Source organism: Pseudoalteromonas sp. KS88 (assembly GCF_004766475.1).
GTDB lineage: Bacteria > Pseudomonadota > Gammaproteobacteria > Enterobacterales > Alteromonadaceae > Pseudoalteromonas.
Window position 1 is genome coordinate 72,182 of the sequence record NZ_PYHV01000014.1, and the last position, 16,413, is coordinate 88,594.

The following is a 16,413-nucleotide window of genomic DNA, read 5'->3' on the forward strand; positions in this document are numbered from 1 at the left end:
TTTAAACATCAATTACTAAACTTTCGCTAAGTTACCATCTTTACTGTTCAGAGTTAATTGATCTATGGCAGACTACAAGTATTAATTGAATGACAAATATAATAACAATGAAACTAAACACAAAGCGCGCCTTACTAAAAGGTTTTTTAGACATGCTCCCACTATGTCTAGCGGTAATACCTTGGGGAATATTATGTGGGTCACTGGCAGTCCAAAATGGCTTTAGCGCGTTTGAAACTCAAGCTATGTCGCTGTTAGTCTTTGCCGGATCGGCACAGCTTGTTGCTATTGAACTGATGGCAGGTAATACACCCTTACTGACGATTCTATTTACCACGTTTATCATTAGCTCTCGTCATTTTTTATATGGCTTGGCTGTACGCCACAAAGTGATTGATCAACCGCTACGGTGGCGACTACCAGTGAGTTTTGTACTTACAGACGAATTGTTTGCTTTTTCTCACCACCGCAAGGCATATCGAACTCAAACACGTTTAATTTATGCCCTAAGCGCAGGGTTTAGTTTTTATATAGCATGGAACTTATGGACGCTTATTGGCATTGTGGCAGGCAGTTTATTACCAGATTTAACAAACTTAGGATTAGACTTTGCAATCGCGGCAACCTTTATTGCTTTAGTGATACCTGGCATTAAAAATCTTGCCACCTTATTTACAGTAATTACTGCAGGTATTATTGCAACCATTTTAAAAAGCTTACATTTTGAGTTATGGCTTGTGGCAGCGGCCTTAACGGCAATGTCCGTAGGTTACATTGTGAGTCGTTTACAGACAAAAAAGGAGCATCACCAATGATGACCACTATATTACTTATGGCCTGCATTACATTTTTTACTCGCTATCTATTTTTACACAGCGCTTTACCATTTAAGGTAGGCCCTAAAATGCAGCAGTTTCTCAGTTTTAGCGCTCCCGCTGTACTAACAGCGATTTGGGTGCCAATTGTGTTTGTGAATGATGAAGGGATTAATTTAGATTGGCAAAACCCATACCTCAGTGCAGCAATTGCAGCGATTATAGTGGCGTATAAAACACACAATATTTATTACACCACGGTGGTTGGTATGGGTTTATTTTTAATATTAAGCTAAGCGCGTGTTACACACTGGCTAATAAAATAGCACGGCTCTTATCTAATGTGACTTGCTCTCGTTCACCCAAAGCAGTCATACCATGGCGTTCAAGCTGAGTTACAATTTTATCTGCTACCTCTGCACCTAAGCCATAATCACTTAAGCGTGTTGGCATATTAACACTATGGAAAAACGCTTCGGTTTTAGCAATTGCTTGATCTATTGCCTGCTCTTCATCACTAATATCTAGGCCTAAAACACGATCCGCATACTGTAAAATTTTACCGCGTTTCGTTTCTTTTTGTTCAGCCATCATTCGTGGTAAAACAATCGCAAGTGTTTGCGCATGGTCTAAGCCATATACTGCGGTCATTTCATGGCCCAGCATATGCGTTGCCCAATCTTGTGGTACGCCAGCACCAATTAAACCATTAAGCGCCATCGTAGCTGACCACATAACATTTGCACGTACTTGGTAATTATCAGGATCACTAAATGCTTTAGGGCCTTCTTCAATCAGCGTCATTAAAATACCTTCAGCAAAACGGTCTTGTAACTTAGCACCCACATCATAGGTTAAGTATTGCTCCATAGTGTGCACAAATGCATCAACGATACCGTTAGCAACTTGGCGCTCTGGTAGTGAGTAAGTAACTGCGGGATCAAGTACTGCGAATTTTGGCAACACTAATGGACTAGCAAATGGTAGCTTATCGTGACTTTCAAGATTCGAAACAACACTATTGCCATTTGATTCTGAACCGGTTGCCGGTAACGTTAACACTGCACCCAGAGCAATGGCTGATTTAATTATCCCCCCTTTAGCAAGAATATCCCACGGCTCACCATCATAATTTGCTGCTGCGGCTATAAATTTACTGCCATCAATGACTGAACCACCACCCACAGCGAGGATGAAGTCAATGTGTTTTTCCTTTACTACACTAACGGCTTTCATACATGTTTGATAACTTGGATTTGGCTCTATGCCTGCAAATTCAAACCAAGTATGTTCATTCAGTGCTTCAACAACCTGATCGTATACACCATTACTTTTAATACTCCCGCCACCATACGTCACTAAAACGTTAGCATCTGCTGGGATTTCATTTTTAATTTTCGCGATTTGTTGTTCACCAAAATGAATTTTGGTCGGGTTAGCAAAACTAAAATTTAACATGCTTGCTCCATTGCTTTGAAGAGGCTCAATTTAGATGAGCGAAATTATTTGACTCATTCATTGTAGGCATCTGAGTCTTAAATTAAAGACGGCAATCTGGCAATCACTTTTGCACAGCTGCAATAATTCATGCAATATACGTATATTACTTACCTTTTGAGATAAAATAATGTGGCAAGGTTTAGATGAGTTTTTACATGTAGTTGAGCATGGCAGCTTTACTAACGCAGCAAAGGCGATGGACGTTTCAACCTCACATATAAGTCGACAGGTTCAGCAATTAGAAAACCGCTTAGGCTCAGTATTATTTCAACGCACCACCCGCAAAATCAGCCTCACTGATGCAGGGAGAGAGTATGCAATAAAGCTCAAAGCAATCAAACAAGAGTTACTCGATGCCAACACCCAACTGCAAGGGGAACAAAGGCAGCCTAAAGGCTTAATTCGTATTACTGGTGCCGGTGAGTTTGTTGCAAACAAAGTGGCACCCAAAATAGTTGAATTTGTAAAACGATACCCTGAGGTGGAAGTCGAAATGGACTTTAACAATCGCAATGTCGATTTAGTGGAAGAAGGGTTTGATTTAGCCATTCGCTTTGGCCGTATGCAAGATTCTAATTTAATTGCTCGCCCTCTGTGCCCACGAATAATGACCTTAGTAGCTAGCCCTGAATATCTAGCCGCCAATACATCACCACAGACCCCCTTACAACTGATTGATCACAATTGCCTGATTGCTATGAACAAACGTTGGCGATTTAGTTTTGACGGTGATATCAAAGAAGTAAAAGTCAATGGAAACTGGCGTAGCAATCACCCTCAAGCACTGCTCAATGCAACATTAGCTGGCTTGGGGATTGCACATTTAGCGAGCGATATTGTGCAGCCTTATGTGGCATCGGGTAAATTAGTTACATTGCTCAATGAGTTTCAAGTCACTGATAATGCCTCATGGTTAGTGTACCCCCGCAAAGATTTAATGCCTTACCGAGTCAGGCTTTTGATAGAACATTTACTACAGAGCTTTAACAATGCTTAAATTTTATTCTTTAAGTCTTCAGCTACTCAGGATAGAATTTAGTCAACAATAATAATAAGCGTTCATTATGAAAGACTTTTACCAACTCAGCGCGACTAGCCTACAAGGGCAGCAAATTGAATTTAATGACTTCAAAGATAAAGTTGTACTTATCGTTAATACCGCAAGCCAATGTGGTTTTACCCCTCAATACGAAGGACTGCAAACCCTTCATGAAAAGTATCATTCAAAAGGTTTGGTTATTATAGGTTTCCCTTGCAATCAATTCGGTAAACAAGAACCCGGAGATGCAACACAAATAAAGCAAGGTTGCCTACTAAATTACGGTGTTGAGTTTCAAATCATGAGCAAAGTGGATGTAAATGGCGAGCATGCTCATCCTGTTTTTAGGCATTTAAAATCTGAATTGCCTGGATTTATAACGCGAAAAATAAAGTGGAACTTCACTAAGTTTTTAATCGGTAAAGATGGCGAGGCGATAAAGCGGTTTTCCCCCTTAACTAAGCCACAGTCAATTGAAAACAGCATAATTAAAGCGCTAGGTTTATAAAAAGCAATAAAGAGGCACAAGCCTCTTTATTTTAATTTAATCGCTTAGGTACTCATCAAAGTCTTCGTCACCTAAATTTTTACGTAAGCGTTTTTGCTCAAGGTAATCTTCCAACTTTTTCTTTACCTTTTGCTTTTTCTTGTCGTGTTGATTACGCCCAACCATTTCGTACTCATCTTCAACAAAATCGTCATCTAGCGCATCGTAACTAAATGTCTTACCCACAACCCACTCCATAAAGTGTTTTAGACCAACACAGCGTGATTACTGTCATTGGCAGAATTAAAAATGTTCGATGTTATTTAGCTGTATAAAAAAACATCAAAGTAAAGCCATAGCCTCATCTTACAAAGGTGATATGTCAGTAATGTGAATAAATAGCGCTAAATTTGAATTCTGGAAAGTGAGAGTTTTTTATCGATACGATAAGTATTTTTTATACTTTTATAAATATTGGTCAAAATAACCAAAATGTAGCTATTTATTTAAGGTTAGTATTATCAACCACCTGCTATAAAAAACATAAACCCATGTTTAATAAAGAATAAAAAGTTGGCACCAAACTTGATAACTACTAATTACACAATCGTTAAAAACAACAGTTAACAGGATTACAAAAATGAAAAAGTTACTTTTAGTCGGTTCTTTATTTATTGCTACAGGCGCAATGGCACATGATGATCACGATACCAACATCTCATTTAGTGGTGATTCGTGTGAAGTCGAGTTTCAAAACGATGTAAGAATTTTACCAAGCGAACTTGAGATTTTTACCGCTGATAATCAAAAGATGGTCTTTACCAGAAATGCTGATTTAGTGATTAACGGCCAAACAATGCAATTGAACAACCAACAGCGTCAAGCTATTACTAATTACTCAGATAGCTTACGCAGCCAGCTACCAGAAGTCGCTAACATTGCGCTTGATGGTGTAAAAATCGCGGGGGTAGCTATTGAAGAAGTAGCCAATGCTTTTAACATCCAAGGTTTTGATAGCATTGATGATCTTATGGCTGACATTGAAGTTGAAGTTGAAGACACATTTTACCAGCAAGGCGCATTTGTAATGGGCCAACAAAGCTTTAACGAGTTTGGTGAAAACTTTGAACACCACTTTGATGAACAAATTGAAAGCGCTGTTGAATCAGCCATGATGCAATCAATGGGCAGTATTTTAATGGCTCTTGGTTCAGAACTAATGGGTTCTGGCGGCGATATGCAAGCATTTGAAGCACGTATGGAAAATATGGGCGCACAAATTGAAGAGCGCGTTCAGGCACAAGCTGATCAACTAGAAAAGCGTGCCGATGCATTGTGCGGAAATTTTTCAACTATTGCAGAGCAAGAGCAACAACTTGTAAAACTAGTCCCTGAGCTTAAAGACTACCAATTATTCACTTATAAACAAAATAACTAACTGTTATTTAAACATTTGATATCCCTTTAGCAGCAATGTGGCTTCACCCCATTGCTGCTTTTTTATTTCTTCGCTAAATGTAACAACTCACCGAGTTTCGCAATCGCGTTTTCAAAGCGCTCACTCCAAGGTAAACCATAGCTTAGTCGTATGCAGCTCCGATACTTGTTTGTCGCTGAGAATATGTAACCAGGAGTAATACTGATCCCTTCATCTAATGCTAAATGAAACAATTTAACACTGTCGTAGTCTTTACCTAAATCAATCCAGATCACACACCCTCCTTGCGGATCACTAATTCTCACCGTGGTTGGTAACGACTGCTGCAAACACCAGATCATACGCTCTTTATTACTACGCAGCTTTTGCCTGAGCAACTTTAAATTGCGCTCATACTCGCCACTGGCAACAAACTCATACAGCGTCCACTGATTGATCAATGAGGTGGAGCAACTAAATGCTCGCTTAAAACGGCGGGCTTTTGGCGCAAACTGGCCTGCAATGAGCCAACCAACTCGATAACTGGGTGCCGCGGTCTTCGAAAATGAAGCACACGTGATAACCAATCCTTTTTTGGAATATGCTTGCGCAGGTGTACCACGCTCAGCCCCAAAGTATAAGTCGCCATATACATCGTCTTCAATCAACACAACATTATTAGACTCTAATAGCTCTACCAATTGCTTACGCTTATGGTTGGGCATAAAACTGCCGACAGGGTTATTAATCGAAGTTGAAAAAACACATGCTTTAATATCATGATCACTCAGCGCCTGAGTGAGATCATCAAGCCAGATCCCGTCATCTGGACACAAAGGGATCTCCAAGGCTTTTAAGCCCAAACTTTCGATCAACTCGATGATACCAAAATAACAAGGAGATTCGATCGCAATCACGTCTCCTGCTTTAGCAACACATTTAAGCGCGATCGTTAAGGCTTCTTGTGCACCATTGGTGATCACTAATTCTTGGTTATCTATGCCAATACCAAAATCTAAATAACGATGAATGAGTTGTTTTTTTAGCGGTGCGTAACCATCGATTGCGCCATAGTTAATTGCTCTACTGCCTGCCATAGACATAACTCGGCGCATTGTGCGTGATAGCATTTTATCTGTTGGTGCTGCTGCTACAGGGTTCGCAATACCAAAAGGCACCACATCCGCTTTGTGAATAGCATCATAGACTTGCTCAATCAATACCTGCATGTTTACCGACACCGGCTCTCGGCTTAATTTTATCCGCTTTGGTCTTGCCAGTTGCACAGCAGCTGCTTTTAAGAAATAACCCGACTTTTCACGTGCCTCAACTAAGCCTTGCGCTTCAAGCGTTTGATAAGCGAGCTTAACTGTTGGAATGCTTACAGTGAGTTTATCTGCCATTTTCCTCAACGAAGGTAACTTCTCACCAGGCAACAACGTACCTTGCTCACTTAGCTCGCGTACTAACTGCATTACTTGTTGATATAAAAAGTCCTGATTACCTTTACTCACCACGAGTGACATAGCATTGATCCTGTTTAACCATGGTAGACATAAAATCTGTATAGGTTACATTTATAGTTTTCTGTATATGTTAAGTATACACAACCACTCTAAAATACACACTTAATCTACACCCTCCATTAACCTTGGAACAATGCCATGAAAAGTATTGCGCTTTATCTTATTACTGTACTCATTTGGGGCTCAACATGGCTCGCTATTGAATTTCAATTAGGTGATGTCGCCGTTGAAGCATCGCTGTTTTATCGGTTTTCACTTGCCGCTATTATAATGTGGTGTTGGGTAAGCGTTAAAAAGTTACCCATGCAATACACCAAAAAGGATCATGTGTTCTTTGCCTTATTAGCCTTGTGTAACTTTGGTTTAAATTACCTAATGTTGTATTGGGCGCAAAATCACTTAACTTCAGCCATGGCTTCAATCGCCTTTTCATTACTGCTATTAATGAACATTATCAATACACGCTTATTTTTTGGCAAACCGATCGCTAAACGTATTTATTTCGGTGCCCTTTTAGGTGTAATAGGTATTGCTTGTTTATTCTGGCCACAGCTGCAGCAGTTCGACCTGAATAATGAGGTGTTGGTCGGTTTACTACTTGCCCTCACAGGTACCTTTGTGGCTTCATTGGGTAATATGGTGAGCGTGAGAAACTCCAAACAACACATTGGTGTAATGCAGGGCAATGCTTGGGGCATGTTGTACAGCGCAGTTGGCTTATTCGTTTACTTGCTCGTAAGTGATGCAAGTATGAGCTTTTCAGCACCAGCGAGTTACTGGTATTCATTAATCTATTTAGCCGTATTTGGCACTGTTATCGCATTTGCTTGCTACTTCGCACTACTTAAAAATATCGGTCCAGAGCGAGCAAGCTACGTTATTGTTTTGTTTCCATTGGTAGCAGTAACCTTGAGCACATTATTTGAAGGCTTTATGTGGCAGGCCAATACCTTTTTAGGGTTTAGTTTAGTATTGCTTGGCAACGCTATTGTACTGACGCCGACTAAAAAAATTAACGCTTTTTTTGCAGCAAGAGCTATGCAGCAAAAAAGCTCCATCCCCAGTTAGAATGCACAATAGTGCAACTAACGCCAAAGCGCCTACTTGTTAGGCGCTTTTTTTATTTTCTGAAGGCACACAAAACCGTAATGCCTGCAGGTGTACCGTAATCGTTGCAGGTGTTTCGCCTATTAGCTCTCCATCAGCTTCTATAGGTAACCCCTCACTTGTTATACACGCTTTATCTAAGCGCTGATAACTCAACCCTCGCATTGTATGATGACAGCCTAACAACAAGCGGATAAAACTATACAAGTTTGAAAACAATCCATGTGCAGGCATGGCATAGCATTCTAATTTTCCATCCGATAATTGAGCTTTTGGGGCGATGGCTAATCCACCACCAAAATAACGGTGATTCGCAAACACTGTAATCAAATTTTTGTGATCAATAATTTCATTAGCAAAGCGTCCGTTCAATCTAGCAGGTTTATATTTTAATAAATGTTGAAAGCCTGCGAGACTATAACCCAAAGACGATAAATTAGACTTATCTTGTAACGCTTTAACAACATGCGCATCAAACCCAACACCGGCCACGTTAATAAAATAGCGGTTATTAATTTGCCCAATATCAATTGCCTGCTCTTGTTCAGCAAACACAGCTTGCTGCCACGCTTCTTTTGAACATGCAAAACCTCTTGCGAAATCATTTCCCGTACCTAAAGGTAATAACGCCAAAGAGCAACCCGTTTTAAGTAATGCATTTACAGCAAGGTTAAGCGTACCATCTCCCCCTAATACAACAGCACGCACATGCGACTTAGCTAATTGCGCTATTTTTGTACAATCAACGTTAAAATCCCCAGTAGTTGCAAATGTATCAACATAAATTTGTCGTTTTTCGCACTCTTCATACAACCAAGTAAACATTTTTTTGTGCTTTTTTTTCGTACTTGGCTTTATTATTATTAGCATTGATTAAACATCCATTAAGCTGCTAACAAAACAGCATCAAACAAAAAATAAATTAATCTGAATAATTAATCACTTTATTCAAAAGTAAATGCATATTAAAAACAAAAAATCCTTTAAACCATTGTAAAAAAGCAATTTACAGCATTACCAAAGTTCATAACCATGCAATGCACTACAAAATAAAAAACTTAACGCCAAATTAATAAACCTTAAATGCATTAGTTATTCTTATCCGGCCACCTTACTTTTTATCGTTTTATTTTTGTGCAATTAAACGTCAGAATAGCCACGTTTTCAAGACAGACATAACCCGGAGCAAAAGTAATGAACACAGTAAATACATTAAATCAAAATACAGCAGCCCATGTTGCCGTAAAACCAACCAATCGCAAAGCAAAAATACTTAAACGACTCAACCAGTACGGTAAAGCACTCGCGCTAGGCGGCGTAATACAATACAAATAATCACCCAACCATGATTATTTTAGCGGTGCAGCAAACACCCAACCACTAAACGAAGATACTTCTTTAGCTCCCTCGTTTGCTGCAACCACTTCTTGAAACAATTAAAAACCTCCTTTTTATAAAAAAACGCACCTTTTAGAACAAAAAACCAGCAAACGATCTTTTTCCTATTTACACACCCCAATCACCTGCGTATTATTCTTTCCCAACGGAGAGATGGCAGAGTGGTCGAATGCACCGGTCTTGAAAACCGGCAGGGGTTTATAGCCCCTCTAGGGTTCAAATCCCTATCTCTCCACCATTATTAGGTTTTGGTGGTTCACTCGATCATCAAAATGACAGTTTATGCGCCGGAGAGGTGGCCGAGTGGCCGAAGGCGCTCCCCTGCTAAGGGAGTATAGGGTTTGTAGCTCTATCGAGGGTTCGAATCCCTCCTTCTCCGCCATTTATTAAATTAAACCGCTTAATTGCGGTTTTTTTATGTCCGTAACCTTTACACCGATGAAGGAGGGTGAAAACCCTCGACTAGGGTTCGATAAAATGTCAGGAACATTTTAGGCCGCTGCAAGCGTCGCGAAGCGATTGATTACATGGACGTAAGCAAGCCCATCCCTCCACCTCCGCCATTTAATAACGAAGAAAGCCCCGCAATTTATTGTGGGGCTTTTTTTGTTGTTAAAAATGGCTGAAGGAGGGTAAGAATCTACGCAAAAATCGTGCTATTCGCGGTGTTCTTTTTTCTTCGGGTTTCGTAATACTCAACCCAAGCTACGGAGTGTATCGCAACATTTTATTTCAGCAGTCCAAACTAAATCCGTCCGCATCCAAATGCGCAGGAAAGCTTTGTTTAAATTGCTTAAGTGGCTCTTTATCTAGTGTCGTAATCAAAACAGAACTTTCATTATCCTTCACTTGAGCCAATGCATCCCCTTTAAAGTCATACACTGCGGTGCCGCCATTATGTGCCACACCATTACCATCATCACCGATACGATTAACACCAATTACATAGCATTGATTTTCCATCGCTCGCGCCATTAATAAGGTATCCCACACTTTGCGTCTTGCTGCTGGCCAGTTGGCCACATTGATCATCATGTCATAATCATTACGGCTACGCTGGAATACCGGAAAACGTAGGTCGTAACACACTTGCGGTAAAATTCTGAAGCCATTGAGCGTAAACACTTCGCGCCGCGCACCTGCTTTAACAAACTCACCTTCTTTACCTAAACAAAATAAGTGGCGCTTGTCGTAATATTTCACCTCTCCATTAGGCCAAGCCCAATAAAATCGATTAGCTTTTTTATCGCCTTGTTGCACGAGCACTGAGCCTGCTATCACGGCATTGGTTGATTTGGCCGTCGCAACCATCCAATCAAGTACTTTACCATTGCCTGACTCCGCACAATCTAAATTAATTGCAAAGCCAGTAGCAAAGGTTTCAGGTAATAAAATTAGATCGACAGCATTATCAATATCAGCAATCTTCTCATCAAATGCTGCCAAATTAGCTGCTTTATCCAGCCAGATTAATGATGTTTGAATAGAAGCGATGGTTAGAGTTGACATAAAATCTCCGCTGCTTGGATCAGTGTGGCTTCATTTTTAGCAAAGCATAAACGTATGACCTTATCATTGCTGTGCTTTTCATAAAATACACTAAGCGGGATGGCGGCAACCCCCGCCTGCTCTGCCAACCACTGACAAAACTCGACATCATTGAGCTCTGATACATCACTGTAATCGAGTAATAAAAAGTAGGTACCTTCACTAGGTAACACAGTAAAGCGGCTTTCTTTTAGTGCGTTGCTAAGCACATCGCGCTTTTGTTGGTAAAACTCACTGAGCTCATCAACATGCTCACCTTGCTGCTCTAACATATCAGCCAACGCATGTTGCGCTGGAGTAAAACTTGAAAAAGTAACGTATTGATGAATTTTTCGAAACTCCACCGCAAGCTCAGCTGGGGCTATGCAATACCCCATTTTCCACCCTGTACTATGAAAGGTCTTGCCAAAGCTTGAAATCACAAAGCTTTTGGCAAATAACGCATCATCACGCAGCACACTTAAATGTGGTTGTTGATCAAATGTAATGTGTTCGTACACTTCATCACTTATTACGTACAAATCATGTTGCGCGACTAAACTTCTTAGTTTATCTATATCAGTTTGCTTAAGCGTTTTACCACTTGGGTTATGGGGTGTATTTATAATAATTGCGCGGGTGTTAGCTGTTATTGCATTTGTTACCACTGACCAGTCAATTGCGTAATCAGGCGCATGCAATGCAACATGCACAGAGCGCCCTCCAGCCAGCTCTATAGCTGGTTGATACGAATCATAAGCAGGGTCAAATACAATTACTTCATCGCCTTTACGCACAATTGCTTGAATTGCCACAAACAGCGCTTCGGTAGCACCAGACGTCACAGTAACTTGCTCGTTGGCATTAATATTAGCGTTGTATTTGCGCTTTATTAATTTAGCAATTTGCTGCTGAAGACGTGGTACTCCGCTTGATGGCGAGTATTGATTAACTCCTTCAAGTACATAATGATTAAGCTGTTTTTTTAGGAGCTCTGGCGCATCAAACTCAGGGAACCCTTGAGATAAATTTATCGCCGAAAACTGATTTGCAAGCGCGCTCATTTGACTAAAAATACTGGTGCCTAAATTTGGCAATTTACTTTCAAACACTGGTTACCCTTAATGATGGTTTTGCACCCAAAGCGATGCTATCATTGCAAATGACAGAAGTATAGCCGTCTAAACAACTTTGGTAGCTCGAGGAATATATGCATAACAATACCGCTATTTCAGAACTTATAGAAGCAGGAAAGTGGATTAGCCAGCAAGGCTGGGTACCCGCAACCGGAGGGAACTTTTCAGCGCGTACCAGTACAGGTTTTGTTGTCACTGCCAGCGGCTTCGATAAAGGTAAGCTAGGGACTCACACCTTTATTGAGCTTGATCATCAAGGTAATAGGCAAGCAGGAGGCTCTAAACCTTCAGCTGAAACCGAGTTACATTTAAGCATGTATAAGTTAATTCCTAGCGCGAATTTTGTATTGCATACTCACTCTGTCGCGGCGACGGTTTTATCTCGTATTATTAAAGGTCACAGCTTAAATTTACAAGGTTACGAGATGCAAAAATCGCTAAGTGGAGTTAGCTCACATTTAGAGGTTTTGAGTATTCCTATTTTTGATAACGATCAAAATATTGACCGTTTAAGTATATTAGTCAGTGATCATAATCTGCATACCCCTATTGAGCACGGTGTACTTATTCGAGGCCACGGCCTGTATGTAGTTGGCCGTGATATTCGCGAGGCACGCCGCCAATTAGAAGGCTTAGAGTTCTTATTTAGCTGCGAATTAGAACGCTTAAAACTAGAAGGTCTTCACACAGAGGTCGTATTATGATTAAAGCAATATTAACTGATATTGAAGGCACCATCACCCGTATTTCATTTGTCAAAGAGGTGCTGTTCCCTTATGCCGCAGCGCAATTGCCAACATTTGTAACAGCCAACCAGCAACATGCAATAGTCGCTGAACAAATTGATGCAGTTAAAGTACTGATTGAAAAACCTAATGCTGATATAGACACCGTAGTTAATACATTGCTCGAATGGATAGCCGCCGATAAAAAAATTACCCCACTTAAACAACTACAAGGCCTCATTTGGCAAACTGGCTACGAAAATGGCGATTTTACTGGCCATTTATACCCTGATGCCTACCAGTTTTTACAAAAACAACACCAAGCTGGATTACAACTATACGTCTACTCGTCGGGTTCGGTAAAAGCTCAGCAGTTAATTTTTCAATACTCCGATTTTGGTGATATTCGCCCACTGTTTACCGATTATTTTGATACTAACGTAGGCGCTAAACAAGAAGCCGTCGCTTATGAAAATATCATTTCGCAGCTACCGTTTTCCGCCAGTGAAGTGCTGTTCTTAAGTGATGTAATTGCGGAGCTGGATGCCGCCAAAAGTGCAGGTTTAAAAACTTTACATTTAATCCGTGATAATCAAAAGAGTTCTGCTGAGCATCACTACATAAACGACTTTAGCCAATTTACCTCGGAGCATTTATCATGAGCCAACTAACTATACTTGCCGATTGTGATGGTTCCAATGCATTACTAACTACTGATAAAGCTTCTGAAATGGCAACAGAGCTTGCAAAAGTGAATGTGCGGTTTGAACAGTGGCAGGCAAACGCAACCATTACCGAGACAACCAGTCACGATGAGATTATTAACGCCTACAACAGCGATATAGAGCGCTTAAAACAACAAGGCGGTTATCAAACGGTTGATGTAATTTCGTTAGCAAAAGGTAATCCAGCAGCTGAAGAGCTGCGTGCTAAGTTTTTATTCGAACACACTCACAGTGAAGATGAAGTGCGTTTTTTTGTTAAGGGCCAAGGCCTGTTTTGCCTACATATTAACGATAAAGTGTATCAAGTACTTTGCCAGCAAGGTGACTTAATCTCTGTTCCAGAGCTTACTCCACATTGGTTTGATATGGGTAGCAACCCAGAGTTTACCGCAATTCGTTTATTCAATAATACTGACGGTTGGGTCGCGCAAAGTACTGAGTCTGAGATTGCTAAGCAATTCCCACTTTTAGATTAATGCACCGCTTAATAAAGGAATTTAAATGGAAAAGCTATTTTCATACGGCACACTGCAATTAGATCAGGTACAGCTTGATACCTTTGGCCGCTTACTTAAGGGCGAACCGGCAACGCTTACTGGGTATATTGTCGGTGAAGTGGAAATTACTGATGCAGCCGTGCTAAAAAGCAGTGGCCAACGGTATCACCCGGCATTAATAAAAACAAGGCAAACAACCGACAGCGTCACGGGCACCATTTTTAGCATTAGCGAGCAAGAACTCGCGAATGCCGATAGCTACGAAGTAGACGACTACGCTCGTGTAGAGGAGCGATTTAGTAACAGCAACAATGCTTGGGTATATGTGGCGAAAAGTTAAGATTTTTTAAAGTAAGGTGACTTGGGGAACTTATCTCTGTACTATATTTTTAGAATATCTTTTGTTGCTCTTGGGTTCTTATAATGGTTAACGAACAATATCAAAAGTCTAAACAGCAACTAGCTTTTTCACGTAAGCAAGTTGAAAAGGCTGGGCGTATTTTTCGAAAAAAAGAAGGCGATTTTGAGTTTGCTACAGAGGTAATTCAAAACTACCGCGCGGCTCACTTGTACCCACTCACTATCATCAAAAATCTTGTATGGAAGCATGTTAAAAAGTTAAACCTACTTGAATCTGCTACGATAGTAAGGCGACTAAAACGTCTACCTACCATTATTGACAAGTTACAACGTGATACATTGGATGGTAACAGTAATAATGCCATCAACCTCAAACGTATGCATGATATAGGAGGTTGTAGAGTCATTTTAGATAATTTAGATGACCTGAATGAACTCAATAATAGCTTAGATTCAAGCAGAACTGTCCACAGTGTAAAATCGTATAACTATATAGAACACCCTAAAACAACTGGCTATAGAGGTATTCATAGGGTTTATAAAAGTTACAACAATTTAGAATCACACGATTACAAAGGCTTTCAAATTGAAGTTCAGCTACGTACCCGACTACAGCATTTATGGGCAACTACCGTTGAAATAGTCGATATTATTGAAAAAGAAACGTTAAAGACAAACCCAAAGATGGCTGATACAGATTGGAAGCGCCTCTTTTTTATTATGGGTGAGTTTCTAGCTTTAAAAGATGGAGCTCTTCAGTTAACTCCACAGCAAACTCAAGCATATACAGATGAACTTGCCGCATTAAACAAAAAGCTTACTGCTTTTCATAAGCTGGATGCATTTAATCGTGCTTTTCAACTAGACGAAATTAAAAACAAATCCAAAAATACCGGATTTGCCTTGCTAGTACATAATACAGAAACCCAAGAAGGTCGAGTATTTCTTTACGCCCCAAATAAAAAGCAAAAAGCACTCTCTCATTATGCAGAACAAGAAAAGCAAACTCAAAATAACGTACTCTTAGTTGCTGGTAGTGACTTAAAATCGATTGAAAAGGCATATCCCAATTACCTAAATGACACCTCGGAGTTTCTTTCTGAGTTTAGCCGTATTTTATTAGCTTAACTCTTTTAGCTTTTCTGCTTCTATTTCCCGTTGGCTATACACACCAGTATCTAACACCCAGCCAGTTATCAGCTTAGCGGGGGTTACATCAAACGCTGGGTTATACACCTGGGCATTACTCGGCGCCCAAAGCGCTTCACCAAAACTACCACTGACACCTCGCACCTCTGCACTACTGCGTTGCTCTATTTCGATATCTGCGCCGCAAGCTGTACTTACATCGAGCGTAGTGAGCGGCGCTACGACATAAAATTCAATATTATGAAAGTGTGCTAAAACCGCTAAATTATACGTGCCTACTTTATTGGCAAAATCACCATTGGCAGCAATGCGGTCAGCACCAACAAATATTTTATCAACCTTGCCTGCAGCCATTAAACTTGCAGCCATATTGTCACAAATAAGCGTATACGGTACCTGCCAACGCTCTAGTTCAAAAGCGGTTAGTCGCCCGCCTTGTAGTAATGGCCGTGTTTCATCAACCCAAACATGAATATTGCCATGTTGCTGCTGCGCTTTATAAATAACACCTAGAGCGGTGCCAATTCCTGCGGTAGCAAGTGCGCCGGTATTACAATGAGTAAGAATATTATCACCACGCCTCACCAGCGCAGCGCCATGATTAGCCATGCTTTCGCATAAAGCGATATCTTCATTAAATAAATTGACCGCGCTGCTTACAATCGCTGTAACAAAGTCACTTTGCTGTAAAGCGATACGTAACTTTGCCATGCAATGCATAAGGTTAACCGCTGTTGGCCGGGTAGCTTCTAGCTCATCAATCGAAGCTGCCAATGTGTCTTTTGTAGCACCCTGCTCAGCTAAATGCGCAATCAGTAAGCTTGCACCTATACCAATCAGCGGCGCCCCACGTATTTTTAAGCTTAAGATTAAATCTCGCATAGTCGCTACATCACTGCACACATGCCACGTTTGCTGATGCGGCAATAGGTACTGATCTAATACGCTTAATGTATTATTTTGATATTTTAAGCTACTCGCTATGAGGTCTTGCATCATTAATCC

At 40.5% G+C, this 16,413-nt stretch carries 19 protein-coding genes and 2 tRNA genes; 14 read left to right on the forward strand and 7 right to left on the reverse strand.

The genetic code is table 11. From position 1 onward, the window contains the following. Window positions 1-89: 89 nt before the first annotated feature. Together C7Y70_RS08920 and C7Y70_RS08925 are read left to right on the forward strand one after the other, a co-directional pair. Window positions 90-815 (forward strand): AzlC family ABC transporter permease, encoded by a 726-nt coding sequence (locus C7Y70_RS08920; RefSeq protein WP_245321451.1) that lies wholly within the window; start codon window positions 90-92, stop codon window positions 813-815. Further along, window positions 812-1,111 carry an AzlD domain-containing protein gene (locus tag C7Y70_RS08925; RefSeq protein ID WP_099295214.1) on the forward strand — a complete coding sequence of 100 codons (300 nt, stop codon included), beginning with the start codon at window positions 812-814 and terminating at the stop codon, window positions 1,109-1,111. The genes C7Y70_RS08920 and C7Y70_RS08925 overlap by 4 nt, the downstream gene beginning before the upstream one ends. Window positions 1,112-1,118: 7 nt before the next feature. Here the strand turns inward: C7Y70_RS08925 and C7Y70_RS08930 are convergent, their stop codons facing one another. Continuing rightward, entirely contained in the window at window positions 1,119-2,273 is a 1,155-nt protein-coding gene (locus tag C7Y70_RS08930; protein ID WP_135474496.1) for an iron-containing alcohol dehydrogenase, read from the reverse strand. 169 nt (window positions 2,274-2,442) lie between these two features. Here C7Y70_RS08930 and C7Y70_RS08935 point away from each other — a divergent pair, with 169 nt between their 5' ends. Beyond that, window positions 2,443-3,312: a LysR family transcriptional regulator gene (locus tag C7Y70_RS08935; protein ID WP_099295212.1), complete on the forward strand. Its 870-nt coding sequence runs from the start codon at window positions 2,443-2,445 to the stop codon at window positions 3,310-3,312. Window positions 3,313-3,379: 67 nt separating this feature from the next. Further along, window positions 3,380-3,862: a glutathione peroxidase gene (locus C7Y70_RS08940; RefSeq protein ID WP_099295211.1), complete on the forward strand. Its 483-nt coding sequence runs from the start codon at window positions 3,380-3,382 to the stop codon at window positions 3,860-3,862. Window positions 3,863-3,898: 36 nt separating this feature from the next. Here C7Y70_RS08940 and C7Y70_RS08945 read toward each other — a convergent pair whose 3' ends face one another. Beyond that, a complete protein-coding gene (locus tag C7Y70_RS08945) occupies window positions 3,899-4,087 on the reverse strand; it encodes a hypothetical protein (protein ID WP_099295210.1) in 189 nt (62 codons plus the stop codon). A 394-nt stretch (window positions 4,088-4,481) separates the two neighbouring features. Between C7Y70_RS08945 and C7Y70_RS08950 the strand changes: the two genes are divergently transcribed. After that, window positions 4,482-5,279: a YggN family protein gene (locus C7Y70_RS08950; RefSeq protein WP_135474498.1), complete on the forward strand. Its 798-nt coding sequence runs from the start codon at window positions 4,482-4,484 to the stop codon at window positions 5,277-5,279. 62 nt (window positions 5,280-5,341) lie between these two features. On the opposite strand, the gene C7Y70_RS08955 is transcribed toward C7Y70_RS08950, so the two are convergent. Further along, window positions 5,342-6,784, reverse strand: a complete 1,443-nt coding sequence (locus C7Y70_RS08955; RefSeq protein WP_099295208.1) for a PLP-dependent aminotransferase family protein — start codon at window positions 6,782-6,784, stop codon at window positions 5,342-5,344. Between the two features lie 138 nt (window positions 6,785-6,922). On the opposite strand from C7Y70_RS08955, the gene C7Y70_RS08960 reads away from it, so the two are divergent. Next, window positions 6,923-7,852: a DMT family transporter gene (locus C7Y70_RS08960; RefSeq protein ID WP_099295207.1), complete on the forward strand. Its 930-nt coding sequence runs from the start codon at window positions 6,923-6,925 to the stop codon at window positions 7,850-7,852. A gap of 39 nt (window positions 7,853-7,891) precedes the next feature. Here the strand turns inward: C7Y70_RS08960 and C7Y70_RS08965 are convergent, their stop codons facing one another. Further along, window positions 7,892-8,761, reverse strand: a complete 870-nt coding sequence (locus tag C7Y70_RS08965; RefSeq protein ID WP_135474500.1) for a YegS/Rv2252/BmrU family lipid kinase — start codon at window positions 8,759-8,761, stop codon at window positions 7,892-7,894. 324 nt (window positions 8,762-9,085) lie between these two features. Between C7Y70_RS08965 and C7Y70_RS20505 the strand changes: the two genes are divergently transcribed. The 3 genes from C7Y70_RS20505 to C7Y70_RS08975 all read left to right on the forward strand — a co-directional run bounded on the left by C7Y70_RS20505 (window position 9,086) and on the right by C7Y70_RS08975 (window position 9,671). Further along, a complete protein-coding gene (locus C7Y70_RS20505; RefSeq protein WP_167850806.1) occupies window positions 9,086-9,226 on the forward strand; it encodes a hypothetical protein in 141 nt (46 codons plus the stop codon). Between the two features lie 210 nt (window positions 9,227-9,436). After that, a tRNA-Ser gene (locus C7Y70_RS08970) sits at window positions 9,437-9,527 on the forward strand. Window positions 9,528-9,578: 51 nt separating this feature from the next. Continuing rightward, window positions 9,579-9,671 (forward strand) — tRNA-Ser (locus tag C7Y70_RS08975). 350 nt (window positions 9,672-10,021) lie between these two features. On the opposite strand, the gene C7Y70_RS08980 is transcribed toward C7Y70_RS08975, so the two are convergent. Further along, window positions 10,022-10,798, reverse strand: a complete 777-nt coding sequence (locus C7Y70_RS08980) for an amidohydrolase (RefSeq protein ID WP_135474502.1) — start codon at window positions 10,796-10,798, stop codon at window positions 10,022-10,024. Further along, complete coding sequence (locus tag C7Y70_RS08985; protein WP_135474504.1) at window positions 10,786-11,928, reverse strand: methionine aminotransferase; 1,143 nt, start codon at window positions 11,926-11,928, stop codon at window positions 10,786-10,788. The genes C7Y70_RS08980 and C7Y70_RS08985 overlap by 13 nt, the downstream gene beginning before the upstream one ends. A 98-nt stretch (window positions 11,929-12,026) precedes the next feature. On the opposite strand from C7Y70_RS08985, the gene C7Y70_RS08990 reads away from it, so the two are divergent. The 5 genes from C7Y70_RS08990 (at window position 12,027) to C7Y70_RS09010 (ending at window position 15,387) form a co-directional block, all read left to right on the forward strand. Then, window positions 12,027-12,656 (forward strand): methylthioribulose 1-phosphate dehydratase, encoded by a 630-nt coding sequence (locus C7Y70_RS08990; protein ID WP_135474506.1) that lies wholly within the window; start codon window positions 12,027-12,029, stop codon window positions 12,654-12,656. After that, window positions 12,653-13,339 (forward strand): acireductone synthase, encoded by a 687-nt coding sequence (gene mtnC / locus C7Y70_RS08995; RefSeq protein ID WP_135474508.1) that lies wholly within the window; start codon window positions 12,653-12,655, stop codon window positions 13,337-13,339. Before C7Y70_RS08990 ends, mtnC begins: the two co-directional genes overlap by 4 nt. After that, window positions 13,336-13,878, forward strand: a complete 543-nt coding sequence (locus C7Y70_RS09000; protein ID WP_135474510.1) for an acireductone dioxygenase — start codon at window positions 13,336-13,338, stop codon at window positions 13,876-13,878. Before mtnC ends, C7Y70_RS09000 begins: the two co-directional genes overlap by 4 nt. Window positions 13,879-13,903: 25 nt before the next feature. After that, complete coding sequence (locus C7Y70_RS09005) at window positions 13,904-14,239, forward strand: gamma-glutamylcyclotransferase family protein (RefSeq protein ID WP_135474512.1); 336 nt, start codon at window positions 13,904-13,906, stop codon at window positions 14,237-14,239. Between the two features lie 83 nt (window positions 14,240-14,322). Beyond that, entirely contained in the window at window positions 14,323-15,387 is a 1,065-nt protein-coding gene (locus tag C7Y70_RS09010; protein WP_135474514.1) for a RelA/SpoT domain-containing protein, read from the forward strand. Here C7Y70_RS09010 and mtnA read toward each other — a convergent pair. Then, window positions 15,379-16,404, reverse strand: a complete 1,026-nt coding sequence (mtnA, locus tag C7Y70_RS09015; protein ID WP_135474516.1) for an S-methyl-5-thioribose-1-phosphate isomerase — start codon at window positions 16,402-16,404, stop codon at window positions 15,379-15,381. The genes C7Y70_RS09010 and mtnA overlap by 9 nt on opposite strands. Window positions 16,405-16,413: the final 9 nt, after the last annotated feature.

Bases quoted from the DNA above. Each gene is read 5' to 3' on its own strand.
- C7Y70_RS08920 (WP_245321451.1), top strand. From the start codon at position 90: ATGACAAATATAATAACAATGAAACTAAACACAAAGCGCGCCTTACTA.
- C7Y70_RS08925 (WP_099295214.1), top strand. From the start codon at position 812: ATGATGACCACTATATTACTTATGGCCTGCATTACATTTTTTACTCGC.
- C7Y70_RS08930 (WP_135474496.1), bottom strand. From the start codon at position 2,273: ATGTTAAATTTTAGTTTTGCTAACCCGACCAAAATTCATTTTGGTGAA.
- C7Y70_RS08935 (WP_099295212.1), top strand. From the start codon at position 2,443: ATGTGGCAAGGTTTAGATGAGTTTTTACATGTAGTTGAGCATGGCAGC.
- C7Y70_RS08940 (WP_099295211.1), top strand. From the start codon at position 3,380: ATGAAAGACTTTTACCAACTCAGCGCGACTAGCCTACAAGGGCAGCAA.
- C7Y70_RS08950 (WP_135474498.1), top strand. From the start codon at position 4,482: ATGAAAAAGTTACTTTTAGTCGGTTCTTTATTTATTGCTACAGGCGCA.
- C7Y70_RS08955 (WP_099295208.1), bottom strand. From the start codon at position 6,784: ATGTCACTCGTGGTGAGTAAAGGTAATCAGGACTTTTTATATCAACAA.
- C7Y70_RS08960 (WP_099295207.1), top strand. From the start codon at position 6,923: ATGAAAAGTATTGCGCTTTATCTTATTACTGTACTCATTTGGGGCTCA.
- C7Y70_RS08965 (WP_135474500.1), bottom strand. From the start codon at position 8,761: ATGCTAATAATAATAAAGCCAAGTACGAAAAAAAAGCACAAAAAAATG.
- C7Y70_RS20505 (WP_167850806.1), top strand. From the start codon at position 9,086: ATGAACACAGTAAATACATTAAATCAAAATACAGCAGCCCATGTTGCC.
- C7Y70_RS08980 (WP_135474502.1), bottom strand. From the start codon at position 10,798: ATGTCAACTCTAACCATCGCTTCTATTCAAACATCATTAATCTGGCTG.
- C7Y70_RS08990 (WP_135474506.1), top strand. From the start codon at position 12,027: ATGCATAACAATACCGCTATTTCAGAACTTATAGAAGCAGGAAAGTGG.
- mtnC (WP_135474508.1), top strand. From the start codon at position 12,653: ATGATTAAAGCAATATTAACTGATATTGAAGGCACCATCACCCGTATT.
- C7Y70_RS09000 (WP_135474510.1), top strand. From the start codon at position 13,336: ATGAGCCAACTAACTATACTTGCCGATTGTGATGGTTCCAATGCATTA.
- C7Y70_RS09005 (WP_135474512.1), top strand. From the start codon at position 13,904: ATGGAAAAGCTATTTTCATACGGCACACTGCAATTAGATCAGGTACAG.
- C7Y70_RS09010 (WP_135474514.1), top strand. From the start codon at position 14,323: ATGGTTAACGAACAATATCAAAAGTCTAAACAGCAACTAGCTTTTTCA.
- mtnA (WP_135474516.1), bottom strand. From the start codon at position 16,404: ATGCAAGACCTCATAGCGAGTAGCTTAAAATATCAAAATAATACATTA.